General features: G+C 64.8%; 16 protein-coding genes and 1 pseudogene. 8 read left to right on the forward strand and 9 right to left on the reverse strand.

The window, feature by feature from the left end:
• Positions 1-138: 138 nt before the first annotated feature.
• A complete protein-coding gene (locus AC5Y21_RS12440; RefSeq protein WP_499912678.1) occupies positions 139-438 on the forward strand; it encodes a PE family protein in 300 nt (99 codons plus the stop codon).
• Positions 439-566: 128 nt separating this feature from the next.
• Entirely contained in the window at positions 567-1,139 is a 573-nt protein-coding gene (locus AC5Y21_RS12445) for a TetR/AcrR family transcriptional regulator (protein WP_499912679.1), read from the forward strand.
• A gap of 33 nt (positions 1,140-1,172) precedes the next feature.
• Here AC5Y21_RS12445 and AC5Y21_RS12450 read toward each other — a convergent pair whose 3' ends face one another.
• Positions 1,173-2,030 (reverse strand): SigB/SigF/SigG family RNA polymerase sigma factor, encoded by an 858-nt coding sequence (locus tag AC5Y21_RS12450; protein WP_499912681.1) that lies wholly within the window; start codon positions 2,028-2,030, stop codon positions 1,173-1,175.
• A 293-nt stretch (positions 2,031-2,323) separates the two neighbouring features.
• Here AC5Y21_RS12450 and AC5Y21_RS12455 point away from each other — a divergent pair, with 293 nt between their 5' ends.
• Positions 2,324-2,830: a DUF421 domain-containing protein gene (locus tag AC5Y21_RS12455; protein ID WP_499912684.1), complete on the forward strand. Its 507-nt coding sequence runs from the start codon at positions 2,324-2,326 to the stop codon at positions 2,828-2,830.
• An 89-nt stretch (positions 2,831-2,919) separates the two neighbouring features.
• On the opposite strand, the gene AC5Y21_RS12460 is transcribed toward AC5Y21_RS12455, so the two are convergent.
• On the reverse strand, positions 2,920-4,125 hold the full coding sequence (locus AC5Y21_RS12460) for an amidohydrolase family protein (RefSeq protein WP_499912686.1): 1,206 nt from the start codon (positions 4,123-4,125) through the stop codon (positions 2,920-2,922).
• A gap of 81 nt (positions 4,126-4,206) precedes the next feature.
• Positions 4,207-5,235 carry a hotdog fold thioesterase gene (locus tag AC5Y21_RS12465; RefSeq protein ID WP_499912688.1) on the reverse strand — a complete coding sequence of 343 codons (1,029 nt, stop codon included), beginning with the start codon at positions 5,233-5,235 and terminating at the stop codon, positions 4,207-4,209.
• A gap of 249 nt (positions 5,236-5,484) precedes the next feature.
• Here AC5Y21_RS12465 and AC5Y21_RS12470 point away from each other — a divergent pair, with 249 nt between their 5' ends.
• The 5 genes and pseudogenes from AC5Y21_RS12470 to AC5Y21_RS12490 all read left to right on the forward strand — a co-directional run bounded on the left by AC5Y21_RS12470 (position 5,485) and on the right by AC5Y21_RS12490 (position 9,513).
• Complete coding sequence (locus AC5Y21_RS12470; RefSeq protein WP_499912689.1) at positions 5,485-6,141, forward strand: hypothetical protein; 657 nt, start codon at positions 5,485-5,487, stop codon at positions 6,139-6,141.
• A gap of 13 nt (positions 6,142-6,154) precedes the next feature.
• Positions 6,155-6,925: pseudogene (locus AC5Y21_RS12475) on the forward strand (class I SAM-dependent methyltransferase).
• Between the two features lie 266 nt (positions 6,926-7,191).
• Positions 7,192-8,106 (forward strand): metal-dependent hydrolase, encoded by a 915-nt coding sequence (locus AC5Y21_RS12480; RefSeq protein WP_499912691.1) that lies wholly within the window; start codon positions 7,192-7,194, stop codon positions 8,104-8,106.
• Positions 8,103-8,291, forward strand: a complete 189-nt coding sequence (locus AC5Y21_RS12485) for a ferredoxin (protein WP_499912692.1) — start codon at positions 8,103-8,105, stop codon at positions 8,289-8,291. The genes AC5Y21_RS12480 and AC5Y21_RS12485 overlap by 4 nt, the downstream gene beginning before the upstream one ends.
• 4 nt (positions 8,292-8,295) lie before the next feature.
• Positions 8,296-9,513 carry an NAD(P)/FAD-dependent oxidoreductase gene (locus tag AC5Y21_RS12490; protein ID WP_499912694.1) on the forward strand — a complete coding sequence of 406 codons (1,218 nt, stop codon included), beginning with the start codon at positions 8,296-8,298 and terminating at the stop codon, positions 9,511-9,513.
• On the opposite strand, the gene AC5Y21_RS12495 is transcribed toward AC5Y21_RS12490, so the two are convergent.
• The 6 genes from AC5Y21_RS12495 to AC5Y21_RS12520 all read right to left on the reverse strand — a co-directional run bounded on the left by AC5Y21_RS12495 (position 9,510) and on the right by AC5Y21_RS12520 (position 15,543).
• Positions 9,510-9,677 (reverse strand): 2-isopropylmalate synthase, encoded by a 168-nt coding sequence (locus AC5Y21_RS12495; RefSeq protein ID WP_499912696.1) that lies wholly within the window; start codon positions 9,675-9,677, stop codon positions 9,510-9,512. The two genes, AC5Y21_RS12490 and AC5Y21_RS12495, sit on opposite strands and share 4 nt — an antisense overlap.
• A 71-nt stretch (positions 9,678-9,748) precedes the next feature.
• Positions 9,749-11,248, reverse strand: coding sequence for a class I adenylate-forming enzyme family protein (locus tag AC5Y21_RS12500; protein WP_499912698.1), 1,500 nt, complete (start codon positions 11,246-11,248; stop codon positions 9,749-9,751).
• Positions 11,245-12,180, reverse strand: a complete 936-nt coding sequence (locus tag AC5Y21_RS12505; RefSeq protein ID WP_499912700.1) for an acyl-CoA dehydrogenase family protein — start codon at positions 12,178-12,180, stop codon at positions 11,245-11,247. Before AC5Y21_RS12505 ends, AC5Y21_RS12500 begins: the two co-directional genes overlap by 4 nt.
• Entirely contained in the window at positions 12,177-13,361 is a 1,185-nt protein-coding gene (locus AC5Y21_RS12510) for an acyl-CoA dehydrogenase family protein (RefSeq protein ID WP_499912702.1), read from the reverse strand. Before AC5Y21_RS12510 ends, AC5Y21_RS12505 begins: the two co-directional genes overlap by 4 nt.
• Positions 13,362-13,366: 5 nt before the next feature.
• Positions 13,367-14,470, reverse strand: coding sequence for an acyl-CoA dehydrogenase family protein (locus AC5Y21_RS12515; protein WP_499912704.1), 1,104 nt, complete (start codon positions 14,468-14,470; stop codon positions 13,367-13,369).
• The gene (locus tag AC5Y21_RS12520; protein ID WP_499912706.1) at positions 14,467-15,543 is read right to left on the reverse strand and encodes an acyl-CoA dehydrogenase family protein; all 1,077 of its coding nucleotides are present in this window, start codon (positions 15,541-15,543) and stop codon (positions 14,467-14,469) included. Before AC5Y21_RS12520 ends, AC5Y21_RS12515 begins: the two co-directional genes overlap by 4 nt.
• Positions 15,544-15,610 lie beyond the last annotated feature (67 nt).

The raw sequence follows: 15,610 nt of genomic DNA on the forward strand, positions 1-15,610 counted from the left end.
CACCGACAAGGCGCACCTGGAAAGCCTTTTGGACCAGCTGTCGAAGAAACCCGGCGTGCACGCGGTGCACTTGTCGTCGTCCAACAAGTTCAAGCCTATGCGACAAAAGTCGCAGTGGGGATAGTAGAGGGGTGTCAAATGTCCTTTGTTACAACACAACCCGAGGCGTTAGCAGCGGCGGCGGGCGATCTGCAGGGTATTGGCACTGCAATGGCTGCCCAGAACGCAGCCGCGGCAGCTCCAACAACCGGCGTGATTTCAGCTGCGGCCGACGAGGTTTCGGTGCTGACAGCGGCACAATTCGCCGCGCATGCCACCATGTACCAGGCGGTCAGTGCCCAAGCGGCGGCCATCCATGAGATGTTCGTCAGCACGCTGGGAACCAGCGCTGGATCGTATGCGGTGACCGAAGCGGCCAACGCGATCGCGACCGGCTAGCGGTGAGGTAAACCCGCCGCTGGGTTGGCTCCTGCTGTCCGGCAGCTTGTCGAACAACCGGGCCTGTTCGCTTCGCGGCACCGGTAGGGTGGGAGCCGAGCGTACTAATACCCGAGAAAGTTGCGCAGATGACGGCCACGGAGTTGACGAGCGCCAGAGAACGGCTGATCGGCACTGCGTACGAATTATTCACCAGGCGTGGTATCTCCAATGTCGGCGTCGATGAAATCGTGGCAAAAGCCGGAGTCGCAAAGGCAACCCTGTACAAATACTTTCCCTCGAAAGAGGACCTCGCCCTGGCGTTCCTGACGTTGCGCGGCGAACTATGGACCGCCGAAGTGATCGATCGCCGGCCTGCCGAAGGCACTGACGACCCTGTAGAGCAGCTGCTGGCGACTTTCGATGTTCTCGACGGCTGGTTTCGCCCTCGGCTTGACTACGAAGCCTGCTCCTTTGTGAAGGTTCTGTTTGAGGTCGGCGGTGAAGGTCGCGTCGGCGAAGCATGTGCGGCGCAGTTAGACAAGATCCGCGCTGTTTTCGCCGCTCGGGCAAGAAGAGCCGGGTTGCGCGATCCTCGGGGATTTTCCTGGGCCTTCAATAGCCTGGTCAAAGGCAGCATCGTATGTGCCGCCGAGGGGGACCGGAACGCGGCGCGACGCGCCAAGCCCATGGCGGCCTGGCTTATCGAGCAGCATCGCTAGCCCCCGCGTTTCGCGGATTGGAAAAGATCGCAGTCACGCGATTTGCGGCTGGTTATCCGACAGCTGTGATCGCAAATAGCCCAGTGTGGTGTTGAGAAGACGGCACACATGCACTTGAGAGATGCCCAAGTACTCGGCGATCTGAGTCTGGGTGAGGCAGTCGCAGAATCGCAGTTTGAGGATAAGTTGTTGGCGCCGGGACAGTTTCATGATCAATCGGCTGAGAGCCAGCGTGTCCTCGATGGCGTTGTAGCGAGGATCGTCTGCTCCTGGCATCGAACCGATCTGGTGATCGACGTCGCTGCATGCCCGAAAGACCGCATCGAGGGATGCCGGGTGATAGGCGTAGGTGGCATCGATCGAGACGCGGACGTCTTCCTGGTCCATCTCGAGCTCAGGGGCCAACTCCGCGGCCGTTGGTGCACGACCCAGTTGCTGGGAGAGCGGATCGATGGTTCTGCGGACCCGGCGGTGCCTATCCTTGATGCCACGCGGGACGTGCATGCCCCAGGCGTTGTCGCGAAAGTACCGTCGCACCTCGCCGGAGATCGTGATCAAGGCGAACCGCAGGAAGTCTCCCTTGGCAGGGTCGTATCTGTCGATGGCTTTGATCAAGCCGATCCTGGCGACTTGGGTGAGGTCCTCGCTGGGTTCGCCGCGCCCGGCGAAGCGGCGGGCGATGCGATCGGCGAGAGGCAAGTAGGCGACGATGATCTGGCCGCGCCACTCTTGTCGCTCGTCGTCGTTCTCGATGCTGCCCCGGCAATAGGCGCGTCGCTCGATTTTGGGTTCGGTGGTGGAATCGGGGATTTCGTCCGTGATGGCCCGCGCTGCTCGGGTTGGCGAGTCCGCACATGGGAGGTCGCTGAGTAAGCCATTTACTCGGGTCATGTGTCTCCTTAGGTGCTATCCGGACGCGGCGAAGAAACCGCCAACCGAGCTTGCCTCCTGCGGTAGACAGATCTGTCTAGCAGGCTGGTTCCACATTACTAGACAGGTCTGTCTAGTCGAGTGCTACTCTTGACCGGTCCGTCAAAACATCAGGGAGCGCCAGGTGGGCACCGCAGCTGCATGTGGTGCCCAGCCGGATATTGCCCACTGCAGCGGGGCCCCGTGAAGCGCGCATATCCGAGTAGTCCGATGCTTCCACCGCAGGCCCTGAACCCCGACCGAAATACCTTGCAATGAGCGACTTATTACTGCAATTAGTGGATGGGTGGCGACCGGCGGTCTACGCGGCTGTTAAGACATTCGCGCTATTCGCCACTGCGGCAACGGCTTTCCGGTTCGTGCTACGCCGTACCCTCGGCGAGTACACGCCATTCGACTGGGTCACCGCTGTGGCGGTCGGTGCCATCGTGGGACGTACGGCCACCGCCGCCGACACCTCGTGGCTCACCGGATCCGCCGCGCTGCTGGCATTGATCGCCGCGCACGACGTCATCGCGCGCCTGCGCTCCATCCCGGGAGTGCGTCGGCTTCTTGATCCGCCGGTGCGGGTGTTGATCCGCGACGGCAAACTCGATCATGCGAACTTGAAGCGTTGCAGGCTGACTCGGGAGGATCTGGACGCAATCCTGCGCCAGCATGGCCACGAGGCGCCCGCCGACATTAGCCTCGCGCTTTTCGAGATCAACGGCGCGGTGTCGGTCGTCTCGAGCGGCAAACCGCCCAGCACCATGCCGTCATAGGATGGCGCTGCGACTCCAGGTACTAGCAAATCGGCGCTGTAATTGCCTGTTCGCTCCCGACTTTCGCGGTGGCGCGACCGCCGGTTCTCTCAGGCTGAGACCGGTTTGGGGGCGGGCGCCGAAATCTTCATCAGCTTCATCAGGTTGCCGCCCATGATCTTGGCGACGTCTTCCTCTTTGAAGTCGGTGAGCTCGTCGACGAAGGAGATCGGGTCCTTCAGGCCCTCGGGATGCGGCCAGTCGGACCCGAACAGCACCCGGTCGGTGCCCACCATCTTGACGATCTCGGCAAACCGGTCCTCCCAGAACGGGGTGATGTAGACGCAGCGCTTGAACGCCTCGATCGGGTCCTCGCTGAACGACTGCGGCATCTTCTTGTAGACGCCCTTGAGGCCCTTGAAGAGGTCCGGCACCCAGTCGGCGCCGTTCTCGATGGACAGGATGCGCAGCTCTGGGTTGCGGGACAGCGCGCCGTGGCAAACCAGTGCGCCCATCGCGTCCAGGATCGGCCGATGACCCATCGTGAAGCTGCGGAAGGGGGTTGGCTTGAACGGCAGGAACTCGTCGCCGGGCTCCCACACGTTGGCGAATTCGGAGTAGCCGCTGTCCGAGGCGTGCATCGAGACCGGGAGCTCGGCCTTGATGCACGCCTGCCAGAACGGGTCGAACTCCTCGAGACCGAACGATCGGCTGCCGCGATACCCGGGCACCGGTGCCGGGCGGACCAGCACGGTGCGGGCACCCCGCTCGAGGCACCATTCGAGTTCTTCGAGGGCGCGCTCGACGATGGGCAGGGTGATGACCGGGGTGGCGAAGATTCGCTCCTGGTAGTTGAACGTCCAGGTTTCGTACATCCATTCGTTCAGCGCGTGGATGACGTCGTGGGTCATCTCCGGGTCGTCCTTCATGCGCTCTTCGACCAGGCTGGCCAGCGTGGGGAACATCAGCGCGTAGTCGATGCCGAGTTCGTCCATGACCTCCAGCCGAGGGCCGGGTTCGCGGAAGGCGGGGATCGCCTTCATCGGCTCGCCCAGGATCTCGCGATAGGACTTGCCTTGCGCACCGTGGCGGAAGTATTCCTCCTGGGCACCAGGCTTGGCGACCTTCTCAAAGGTCGGGTTCGGAATGTACTCGCTGATGTGGCCGCGCACCACGATCTTTGTGCGACCGCGAACCTGCACGTAGTCGATCACGTTCTTGCGCTTCTCCGGGAGATACTTGGTCAGCGCTTCCTGCGGTTCGTACATGTGGTTGTCGGCGTCAAACACGGGGAAGGAAAGCTCGCGAGAAGGCATGGCGATCTCCTTGGAAAAGTCTTGATTCTCGGTGGGTGGTAATGACGTTACCACTTCTGCTCAATAAGATGTACCGGAGGCCTACCGCAGGCCTTCGGTAGGCGTTGGTCCGTTGATGATGGCGAAGTTCACCGTCGCCGTCGCGGCGAGTTCGTCGTCGCTGTCGCCGTAGATGTCGACCTGCATGACCAGCGCTCGTCGGCCGGACCGCAGCACCCGTGGCACGGCGCGGGCCATACCCTGCCGGATGGGCCGCAGGTAGCGGATGAAAAGGTCGGCCGTCGTCATGGTGGTGCCCGGCTGCAGATACTCCAGCCCATACTGTCCGCCTGCGACGTCGACCAGGGTGGCGATCAGGCCGCCCTGAAGCGCGCCGGAGGTGTTGGTCACCTTTGGGCTGACCGGCATGGTCATTGCGAACTCGCCCTCGTGGCTGCCCGGGCGCATTCCGATTTGCGCGAACAGCTCGCCCAGCGATGGGGCGGTCACCTCGTCTTGGGCATCGCGGATGCCGAGGGCGCTGCTGCAGAAGTCGTAGAGCTGGCCGGCGTCGATGGGTGTTCCGTTCAATTCGGTGCCCAGCCAGTGCAATCGCTGCGCGCCCACGATCGTCTGCATGACGATCGCGGCCGCCGCGCCGACATCGAGTCCCGGGTTGAACACTCCCTCGGCGATGCCCTGCCCGACGATGTCGCGGATCAGTTGATGCAGGGGAGACAGCACGCGGGCGTATTCGCGGGGACGGGTCTCCGCCAGGTGCTGGTTGTAGAGGCTCAGCGCCCGGTTGAGGCTGTCCTGGGTGCTCGATTCCGGCTTCTGGCTGACGCGGTCGATCACCAGCTTCAGCGCGGAGGTGCTGTCCATCCCGGTGATCTCGTCGCGCCAGATCCGCGCCGATTGCGCCATGGTCCGGTCGAACAGCGCGAGCAGCAATTCGTCCTTGCTGCTGAAATGCTGGTAAAACGCGCGAAGCGAGGTCTTGGAGCGGGCGACGATCTCTTGCACGGTGAAATCCGTACGGCCGGTTTCGGCCAGTATTTCCACGGCCGTCTTGATGAAACGGTCTGCGCGTGTGACCTCTGGTTCCTCGCTGGGCTCGGCCGTGGGCATCCCGCTCCTCCGTTTCGCGCCGTATGGCAGTGTGAGAACGAGGTTACCGCACCATGCGCCCTGTCTGGGGTGCGCTCGTGGGGCCATATTTGCGTCAGTTTTTGATGCTGTTGGCGCCGGTACCGTGTGGCACGGTATTCGCGGGGTGCTCAGAAAGGGGCCATAGTGTCGTATCCGTTGCAGCCGATTCCTCGCGAGCAAGCGATAGCCAATTGGCGGAAAGCTTCAGCTCGGGCCAAGAGGCTGTTCATGTTCACTGCCTTCGGGGCAATCACGGTCGCCGTTGCGATCGGGTTTGTGGCCTCCGACGTCGGCGCCACGCCGGCGTGGATCGCTTTGCTCTTCGGTGGGGTGGCTGCGGCGGCGGGGGGTGCGGGTTTGCCAGGTGCTGCGCGGCAGGTGCGCTACCGCATCACCGTACTGCTGTCCAGTCTTCGGCTGCTGCTCATATTGGCGTGCGCTGTGGCGGCGATCTGGGCTGTCGGCAGCGCGCATCTTGTTTCGGGTCGCGCGGCAAAAGGCTTCATCATCGCCGCATTGTTGGGCGCGTTGACTTTTCACCTATCCACATCAACCCTCTTCATCGGCGACTGCAATGGCCTGATGTTCCGAAAGACGTTGGTTCGCTGGGACTTTATCTCCCAAGTCGTGTTGACCGCCGGCGCCAAACCCAACACCGTCGAGATGGGGGCCCGTCTGTTGCCCGGGACGACGCTGACTCCGATGCCGGTGCAGGACGGGCAGGTACTGGACGACCTGCCGTTTCGAACGGTGGTGCCGCACAGCAAGTTCGACATCGACAGGATGACATGGGTGCTCAATCAGTCTGGCCGGCAAGACATTATGCTGATCGAGCGCACAGCCAACGGCGAGGAAGTGCGGGGCGCCGCCAGGCCGGTGAGGTAGAGCTCAATCCGACGTGAAGCCCACATTCGAGGAGCTGGTTGCGGAGGCCGGTTCGGTAGCCGTGGCGGGCTGGGACTTTTCCTGGCTGGACGGTAGGGCCAGCGAGCAGCGACCGTCGTGGGGATATCAACGACTGCTGCGTGCCCGCCTGCCGGAGGTGACCTCCGCGCTGGACATCTACACCGGTGGCGGTGAGGTATTAGCGGGGGCCGGTCCAATCTTTCCCCCTACGATGGCTGCCACCGAGCCATGGCCACCCAACATCGCCCAGGCCACCCAGCTACTGCATCCACTGGGCGTTGTCGTGGTCGCCACCGAGGGTGACGAGCCGCCACTACCGTTCGCCGATGCTGCCTTTGACCTAGTCTGCAGTCGGCATCCCTCGGCCGTGGGGTGGGACGAGATCGCCAGGGTGCTCAAACCGGGGGGCACGTACTTTGCCCAGCATGTTGGCGCGATCTACCTGCGCGCATTGATCGAATACTTCTTGGGGCCGCAACCCCAAAAACGGATTCGTGGACAGCTGAACCCCGATACCGTCGGCGCCGAAGTCGCCGCGGCCGGTCTCGACGTGGTCGACCTGCGACACGAGCGGATACGACTCGAATTCTTCGACATCGGTGCCGTCGTCTATTTCTTGCGCTAGCTGGACTGGGTTGTTCCGGGCTTCGCCGTCGAAAACTACCGCGATGAGCTGCTGAAACTGCACCAGCAGATCGAAGCCGAGGGGGCATTCGTCACCCACACCTCACGGGTGCTGATAGAGGCACACAAGCCACGCTGACTCCACCACTCACAGCAACAACGCTGGGTCGGCTATCGGGCCCGCCCACCGGCAGAACAACGAACTTTCAGGAATCCCGTACCGCCGGTACGCGTGACCCGCTCCCTTTGTGGGTAGTCGAGCATGGTTGGACGGTCATCCAAGCGGCGGCTAAAGCCAGCGCCGGGTGTGGGGTCGATCCGCCGGGCGCGTCCTCCGCTTGCGTCGACCGCTCCGTCAACCACGAAGGTACCGACGTCGATCGTCGGTAGGCGGGAGGAGCCTACATGCCACAAGTCGAACTTCACCACGACGGACACCCGAAGTACCGCCGGATGGTTCGCTTCGATTGGTCGGAAACGCCGCTGCATTGGGTGCCAAACGACCCGTTTTCGACGCACATGATGAACGTCCTGCATCTGTTGCTGCCCGAGGGCGAGCGCCACTTCATCAAGGCGGTCCTCGAGGCGTCGTCGCTGGTTGATGACCCGGAGTTGGAGGCCGCGATCAAGCCGTTCATTCAGCAGGAGTCGTGGCATGCCTGGGCGCACCAGGTGGTGCTGGACCATCTGGCCGAACAGGGCATCGACACCAAGCCGTACACCGAGCGGCTCCGGAAGACGTTATCGGTGTCGCTCGGTGATCCGCCCAAGTGGTTCACACCGGCGTTGCAGCGGTGGTGGTTGTACCGGCGTCTGGCCGACGTCGCCGCTTTGGAACATTTCACTGCGATGTTGGGGCAGTGGGTGCTGCAGAACCGGGGCCTGGATTACGCGGGCACCGACCCGGTCATGCTCGATCTGTTGCGCTGGCACGGTGCCGAGGAGGTCGAGCACCGATCGCTGGTGTTCGACGTCTACCAACACGTGTGCGGAAACTATTTCATCAGAGCGTTCTCGATGTTGATGACCACGCCGCTATTTTTTGGGTGGTGGATCGCCGGGGCGAAATATCTGATGAGCCATGACCCGACCATCGACGCGAAATGGCGCTGGCGAGATTGGCTGCGTGCGGCCCGCGAATACAGGTTGCCGGGTCCCTGGCAGCTGATGGTGACGCAACCCGCCAGATATATGCGGCCCCATCATCATCCGGGTCCCGAGGCGGTTACCGAGATGGCGGTCCAGTACATAGAGAAGTCGCCGGCGGCGAAGGCGGCCCGCGAGCGAGCGCACTCGCAAGGGAAGGTCGCGGCGCAATGAAGGTTTCGGTGGATCTCGACACCTGCGACGGCAACGGCGTTTGCATGAGCCTTTGCCATGAGGTGTTCGACGTGCAAGAAGACGGACTGCACGTGCTGCAGGAAGAGCCGCGGTCGGAGTTGCGTGGCCAGTTGAAAGCCGCCGAAGTGTCCTGTCCTACCCAGGCGATCGTGGTGAAGGACTGACCTGATGTCCACAGCTCGTGAACTACAAGAGGTCGTCGTCGTGGGCGCCGGTGTGGCTGGGATCCGCGCCGCGGAGACCCTGCGAGAGGATGGCTACGACGGTGACCTGACGATCGTCGGCGCTGAACGGCAGGCCCCGTACCACCGGCCCCCGCTGTCGAAGAAACTGCTCAGCGGACAAGTGCACCGGGCGGGCGTCGACATGGCGCCGCAATTCGAAATGGATGCATGCGTGTTGAGAGGGGCAGCTGCGCTTCGCCTGGACATGTCCGCGCGCACGGTTGCAATCCGCGACGAAAACCGGGACCTGTCTTTACCTTTCGACGGACTGGTGATCGCCAGTGGCGCAGACCCACGCGAATGGCCGGGTGGACCGGTTCCCGACGGGGTGCTATTGCTGCGCACGGTCGAGGACTGCCTGGCCATCCGGCAACGCCTCGGCTCGCGTCCGCGAGTCGCCGTGGTCGGAGGCGGGTTCATCGGCGCCGAGGTCGCCGCGACCTGTCGATCGATGGGGCTGGACGTGGTGCTGATCGAAAAGGCTGCCGGCCCATTGGTTCAGGCGTTGGGTGAGGAGGTGGCGCCTTGCTGGGCTGAATTGCATCGTCAGCATGGCGTAGACCTGCGCGTCGGAGTTGGGGTCGACCAATTCGTCGGCAACGGGCGGGTGGAAGCGGTGAAGCTAGACGACGGCTCGCAGGTGTCGGCTGACGTCGTCGTCATCGGCTTGGGCGTCACTCCTGCTACCGATTGGTTGGCCGACTCAGGACTGCGTCTAGAAGGTGGGGTGGTCTGCGATGCGACCGGTACCGCGGAAGGCAGCACGGGAGATGTCGCTGTCGTCGCTGCCGGTGATGTGGCCCGCTGGTGGCACCCACTGTATGAGCAGCATTTGCGCATCGAGCACTGGGACCACGCCGCACGTCAGGGCGCGGCTGCGGCCCGAACTCTGTTGGCGGGGAAGGACCGCGCCGAACCCTACGACGAGGTGCCCTATTTCTGGTCGGACCAATACGACCTCAAAATCCAATTGCTCGGCATTACCACGGACTACGACGCTTTCGACGTCATCGAGGGCAATCCCAACAACAGGGAGTTCGTCGCTGCGTACGGCCGTGGCGGTCGCACCATCGCGGTGCTGGGAACGATTTGGGACCGGGTGTACGCGTACCGTGACGCGATCAGCAAGGGAGCCGAGTTTCCGCCGAAGCCGACGGACTAGATCGGATGGTGGCGACCCGCTTCGCCCGGCTTCGCCGCGCTTGCGATCGCCGCGGGTCGGATGGTGGCCGACCCGCTTCGCCCGGCTTCGCCGCGCTTGCGATCGTCACGGGTCGGATGGTGGCGACCCGCTTCGCCCGGCTTCGCCGCGCTTGCGATCGCCACGGGTCGGATGGTGGCCGACCCGCTTCGCCCGGCTTCGCCGCGCTTGCGATCGCCACGAGACGGGCGGGGGGCTACTCGCCGCGGGCGGCGATCATTGCCGAGCGGTTCACTTTGGTTGCCGCGGTGCGGGGAATCGCGTCGACGAACTCGACCGTTTTGGGCGCCTTGTACGGCGCCAGTCGGCCCTTGGCGTAGTCGATCACCTGCTGTTCGGTGAGCAGCGCGCCGCCCGCGAGCTGCACCACGGCGTGCACCCGACGTCCCCATTGCGGATCGGAGATGCCGATGACGACGACGTCGGAGATTTCCGGGTGTCCGGATAGCGCGGATTCGACCTCTGCCGGAAAGACATTCGCGCCGCCGGTGACGATCATGTCGGCCCGGCGGTCGGTGATGTAGAGGTAACCGTCTTCGTCCAGATGACCGATATCTCCCGCGGAACGAAAACCGTCCTCGGTCGACGGCAACGGCGGCGCCCCGCCCAGATAGCGGTAACCGGCACTCATCGGCGCGCGCAGGTAGACGTCGCCGTACTCGCCGGGGCCGAGCGGGTTTTTGTCGGCATCCAGGATCCGGATCTCGGTGTCCCGAAAGCCGCGGCCGACGCTGCCCGGATGACTTAGCCACTCGTCGCCGCGCAACGCGGTAAGCCCGAGATTCTCGGTCATTCCGTAGGCCGTCACGATCTGTTCCGGGCTGAGCAGCTCGAACCAGGTACGCAGCAGCGACGGTGGCATCACGGCCGCACCTTGCAGGATGAAGACGATGCTGGACAGGTCGCGCTGCCGGATGTCGGGCAGCGCGGCGACGCGTGCCAGCATCGTCGGCGTGGCCGTGAAATTGGTGATCCGGTAGCGCTCGATCGTGTCCACAAACAGTGCCGCGTCGAACTTTTCGAGGATGACCAAATGGTCGCCGCCCAACAGCATCAGGAAGGTCGCGAAGCCGTTGGTGTGATACATCGGGGCGGGCACCATGATCGTCTGCGGCTTGGCCACCGGTGTCCAGTTCGACAAAAAGGGCTCACCCTGCTGCGGTATCCACAACGACGGCGCCAGGTTGAGGATCACCTTGGGCACGCCGGTGGAACCGCTACTGCAGATTCCATTGGCAGTGGGCGAAATGGCTGTGGGCAGCGGGTTTTCGGTCTCGGCAGCCGCCAGTGCGGCCAGCTCCCATCGGCTCTCGTCGTCGACGACCACGGCGGGGTTGATAACCGTGCGCACCCGGTCGCGCTCCCATTCGGGCAGGTCCCAGTGCATGGGGATGGGAACGGCGCCGATCTTCCAGCATCCCAGAGTCGCCAACACGAGGTGAACCGAGTTCGGGATCGCAATGGCGACAAGGGAACCCGTTTCGGCGCCGCCGGCGGAAAGCGCCCGGCCCCATTGGTTGGCGCTGGAGTCGAGTTCACCGAATGTCAGCGTCTGCGCGCTGCCATCCAGCGCGACGACGGTCACGGCCGTGTCATTACGGCGCTCTTCGGCCAGTTCCCGCAGTCTGGTGCCGAATGGGATTCCGTCTTCCAGCGGGTTCGGCGTCGGCGAAGCTGCGATGGGCTGGGTGCTCATGCCGGTACCGGTCCGCTGAACAGTGTCTCCAGGTAGCCGTCGCGGACGTCGGGTATCAGGCGCAGGCTGAGTGCCTCGGCGCTCAGCGGCAACCGGATCAGCGGTTGAGTGTGCCGGTCGAGCACGCTGACGTCGGACTCGTCGCAGAATCCCAGGGCGCCCAGCAATTGGTGGGACGTGCGCAAAACTTGCCTCGTGGTGTCGGCGGCCTTGAGCCGAAGCACCAGAGCGTCGGCCGAACGAACCTGCGCCGCGGTTGATTCCGATCGGATCGCGGTGTACTTGGCGAGTTCGTAGAGCCCGCGCGCCGCCACCGAGGCATCCGCAACGGCGAACCTGACGGCCTGGAAGTCCGCCAGCGGCTTGCCGAACTGAACCCGCGCCCGCACGTGTTGGGTCGCGATGTCCAGCGACCGCTGCACCGCGCCCAGCATCCGCCACGACCCAAGCATCAGATGAAGGTCAACGTCGGCGGCTGGCACAGTCCCGTCGGGGCCGCGCAAGGTTGCCGGCACCAGGAAAGGCCCCAGTTTGGCGTTGCTTCGCGATCCCAGCTGCGGGTGATACCGGTTGCCGTCGAGGTCGGCGGCGACCCAATCGCCGGGCAAATCGCCGTGGTCGACGCGTGGCGCCTCGGGATTCACCAGGGTGAGGCGAGCGCCGTCGATCGCCAGCAGCTCCTCGATAAGTGGATAGGGCAGGGCTGTGGCGCCGGCGGCCTGACACAGCACCGCCGCGGCAAGCAGGTCGTCAGACCCCGACCGGACGTCGAGCTCGAAGGCGCCGACCTCGCTTAGGGCCTCGCGAGCCGCGAGCCGCACGCCGTCGTCCGTCTCAGCCCGAAGTGCGGCCTGCGGCCCGCCGAACCGCACCAGCCGCTTGGCGGCGACGGCAGCGAAGTCGGCAATATCTTGTGGCAGCTCGGTTTTCACCGGTGTTCTCCCAACACGTCGCGGGCCACCAACATGCGCTGCACTTCGATGGTGCCCGACGCCACGGTGGCCGCCTGCGCGTAGCGCCAGTGGTCGTCGACCGCCCCGTGCAGCGCCGCGGTGTCGCCGCTGTCCAGCGCGGTGGGGCCCAGCACGTCGAACAGCAACTCCGCGATCTGCTGATCGCAGGTGGTAGTGGCGATGCGGGCGGCACTGGCCGCTGCGCCCGCCGCCGGATCGTCCTGTAGCGATACGGCCCGATAGGCCATCAGCCTGGCCACCCGCAAGTCCACGAGTGCCCGAACCCACCGGGCGCGAATGGATTCCGGCAACTTGTCCCAGTCGTCGCCGAGCCGGGCCTGCATCCGGTGCAGCAGCGACTCGCAGCGCGCGTAACGCGCGATACCGACTCGTTCGAATGCCAGCGCCTCGCGCATCACCCGCCAGCCGTCGCCGGGCTCACCTAGCACATCGCCGGGGAATGCCTGCACGTCGTCCAGGAACATCTCGTTGAGGTGATGGGGTCCCAGCATCGACGGAATGCCGCGGACGGTGAAACCCGGGCGGTCCATCGGAATCAGGAACAGGCTGAGCCGCTTCGACTTCGGCGCGTCCGGATGGGTACACGCGGCCAGCACGCACCACGACGCCATCCGGGCATACGACGTCCATACCTTCTGACCGGTGATGCGCCAAGCCTTGCCGTCCGGGCCGTCCGGGCCGTCCGGGCCGTCGGGGCCGTCGGGGACGGCGCGGGTACGCAACGAAGCGAGATCCGTTCCGGCTTCCGGTTCGGAAAAGCCTTGGCACCAGATCACTTCGCCGGACGCGATGCCCGACAGGTGTTTGGCCTTCTGCTCGGCGGTTCCGTAACGCATTATCGCCGGGCCTACCCAGTTGATTCCCATGTACTGCGGTCCGCGGGGCTCGTAGTTGGCCCACATCTCCTCCCGCAGCACGGTCTGCTGCCAGATCGAACCGCCGCCGCCGCCGTGCTCTTTCGGCCAGGCCAGTGCCAGCAATCCCTCGGCGGCCAGCAGCTTGCAGAACGATTCGGTGGTGGCCAGGTCGTCCGGATCGTCGGTGCAGGCGCCGAGAAAGTCGGCGGGTATGTGGTCGGCGATCAACTGGCGCAAGTGCGTTCGCAGGCCAGCGGCGTCGTCGCCGAGTTCGTAATCCATCGTCGTCACCCCTTCGGCAGCCCGAGCAGCCGCTCGGCGATGATGTTTCGTTGGACTTCGGAAGTGCCGCCGTAGATGGTCGCGGCAAGCGCGTCCTGGCGTTCGAAGAGCAAGTCGGGGTCGGCGGCCGAAGCGGGGCCGGCGGCCGTCGCGCTCAGTTCCCAAACACGCTGCAGCGTAACCGATCCGAGGAGCTTCATAATGTCTGCCTCCGGGCTCGGCCGTCCGGCCAGCTCGTTGTCCAGGGCGCGGTATCCGGTCGCCCGCAGTGCTTCGGCGTCGGCGAGCAGCGAGCCGAGCTCGGTATAGATGTCGTCGTCGCGACTGCCGCGCACCGAGGCGAGACCGCGCTGGATCTCCACCCAGTTCATGATCCAGATCATTTGGCGCTCATGGTGTAACGACGACATGGCGACATTCCAGCCGTCGTTGCACGCGCCCAAGAGGTTGTCCACCGGAATCTCGACGTCGTCGAGAAAGACCTCGCAGAACGTCTCGTCGGAGATCGACGCCATCCGGATGGGTTCGATCCGCACTCCTGGTGAGTGCAGGTCGAGGATCAAACAGGAGATGCCGCGGTGTTTTGGCGCGTCGGGATCGGTGCGAACATACAGCGTGCACCAGCGCGACAGATGGGCCTGGGTGGTCCAGATCTTATGACCGGTGACCCGGAACGTGTCGCCGTCGCGCTCGGCACGGGTGCGCAGTCCGGCGAAGTCCGAACCGGCCTCCGGCTCGGACATGCCCAGCGCCCACCACTCGTCACCGCGCAATAGGGGTACCAGCAGGCGGTCGATCTGTTCGGGCGTGCCGAACTGGCGGATGCCGGGCGCCGCGACGCCGGGACCCTGGATGTTGGGCAGTTTGGGGGCCGACCGCAGCGCGGCCCCGATCCGGACTTCCATCGCGTCGCGCAAGCCCAGCGATCGGCCGCCGTGTTCGCGGGGCCAGGTGGGCTGAAGCCACCCGGCCTCGAATGCGGCCCGTTGATAGTCGCGCCGCAGTGGCATATCCCAGCGGTACTGCTGGTATCGCTCGTAGTAGTCGCCCGGCAGAAACTCCGACAACCAGGTGACGAACTCCTCGACTATTGGCATCGCGGCGGTCATGCGGCGCCTCCGGCGAAGCGTCGCCCCACCTCGTGGTAGAGCGCGCGACTGTCTCCGAGCATCGCCGCACCCTGCCACACATGCCGGAGATAGAGGTGGATGTCGTGCTCCCACGTCTGCGCGAGCGCGCCGTGCACCTGAACCGCGGTGCGCGCGCAGTTGGTCGCGGCGTCGGCGGCCGCCGCTTTGGCCAGTGCGGCGGCGGTCCAGGCAGCCGGGCCCGGGGTGCTGGGGTCGGCGAGCCGGTTTGCCGCCGCGTAGGTGAGGCTGCGGGCGCGCTCCAGATTGACGTAGTTGTCGGCCAGCGCGTGTTTGACTCCCTGGAACGCGCCGATCGGCGTGCCGAACTGACGGCGCGCCTTGGCGTGCTCGACCGAGCGGTGCAGGACGGCGCCGGCGACGCCCACCAAGTCGGCGGCAGCGGCAACCATCGGCGCCGTCAGCGCGGATTCGATGTCGACTTCGGCGACAACCAATGGCTCGGTGTCGAGCTCGACGTCCGCGACCGGCTGCGCGGGGTCGGTGGATTCGCCCGCCGCGACGCTCACGCCGGAACCGCAGCGCGCTACCGCGGCCATCACACCGTCGTTCGGGGACCGGGCCAGCGTGACGATCAGCTCCGCGCGACTCACGTTGGGGACCGCGACTGCGCGCCCCCGCAAGCGTCCGTGCTGCAGGGTAAGGGGTGCGCCAGGCAGCCGGTCCGTGGGGGCGTGCACCGCAAGTGTGGCGACGACCCCCGTGACGATGTCGGAAAGCACGTGTTCGAAGGTCTGGCCGGCGGCCCGCAGCACGCCCGCGGCCAGTCCGATGCTGCTCAGCAGCGGGATAGGGGCGATGGCGTAGCCGCATTCTTCAAGCACCAGAGTCTGCTCCACCGGCCCGAAATCGCCGTGCGCTTGAGGATCCGCGAGTTCCGTCCAGCCCAGGTCGACGACGGTCTTCCACAGCGTGCGCCAGCGTTCCGGGTCGGTGATCGCCTGGCGGCCGACGTCTGGCGGACACTCGGCACGCAGGATGTCGCGCACGGTGTCGCGCAGCGCCAGCTGCTCTGAAGTCAGACCGACATCCATAAGACCCCTAACATAATAAAAATAGTAAACTAGCGAGCCGGACGCAATCGCACAGCCGGGCGCAGCA

It is taken from the genome of Mycobacterium sp. NGS41 (genome assembly GCF_059812725.1).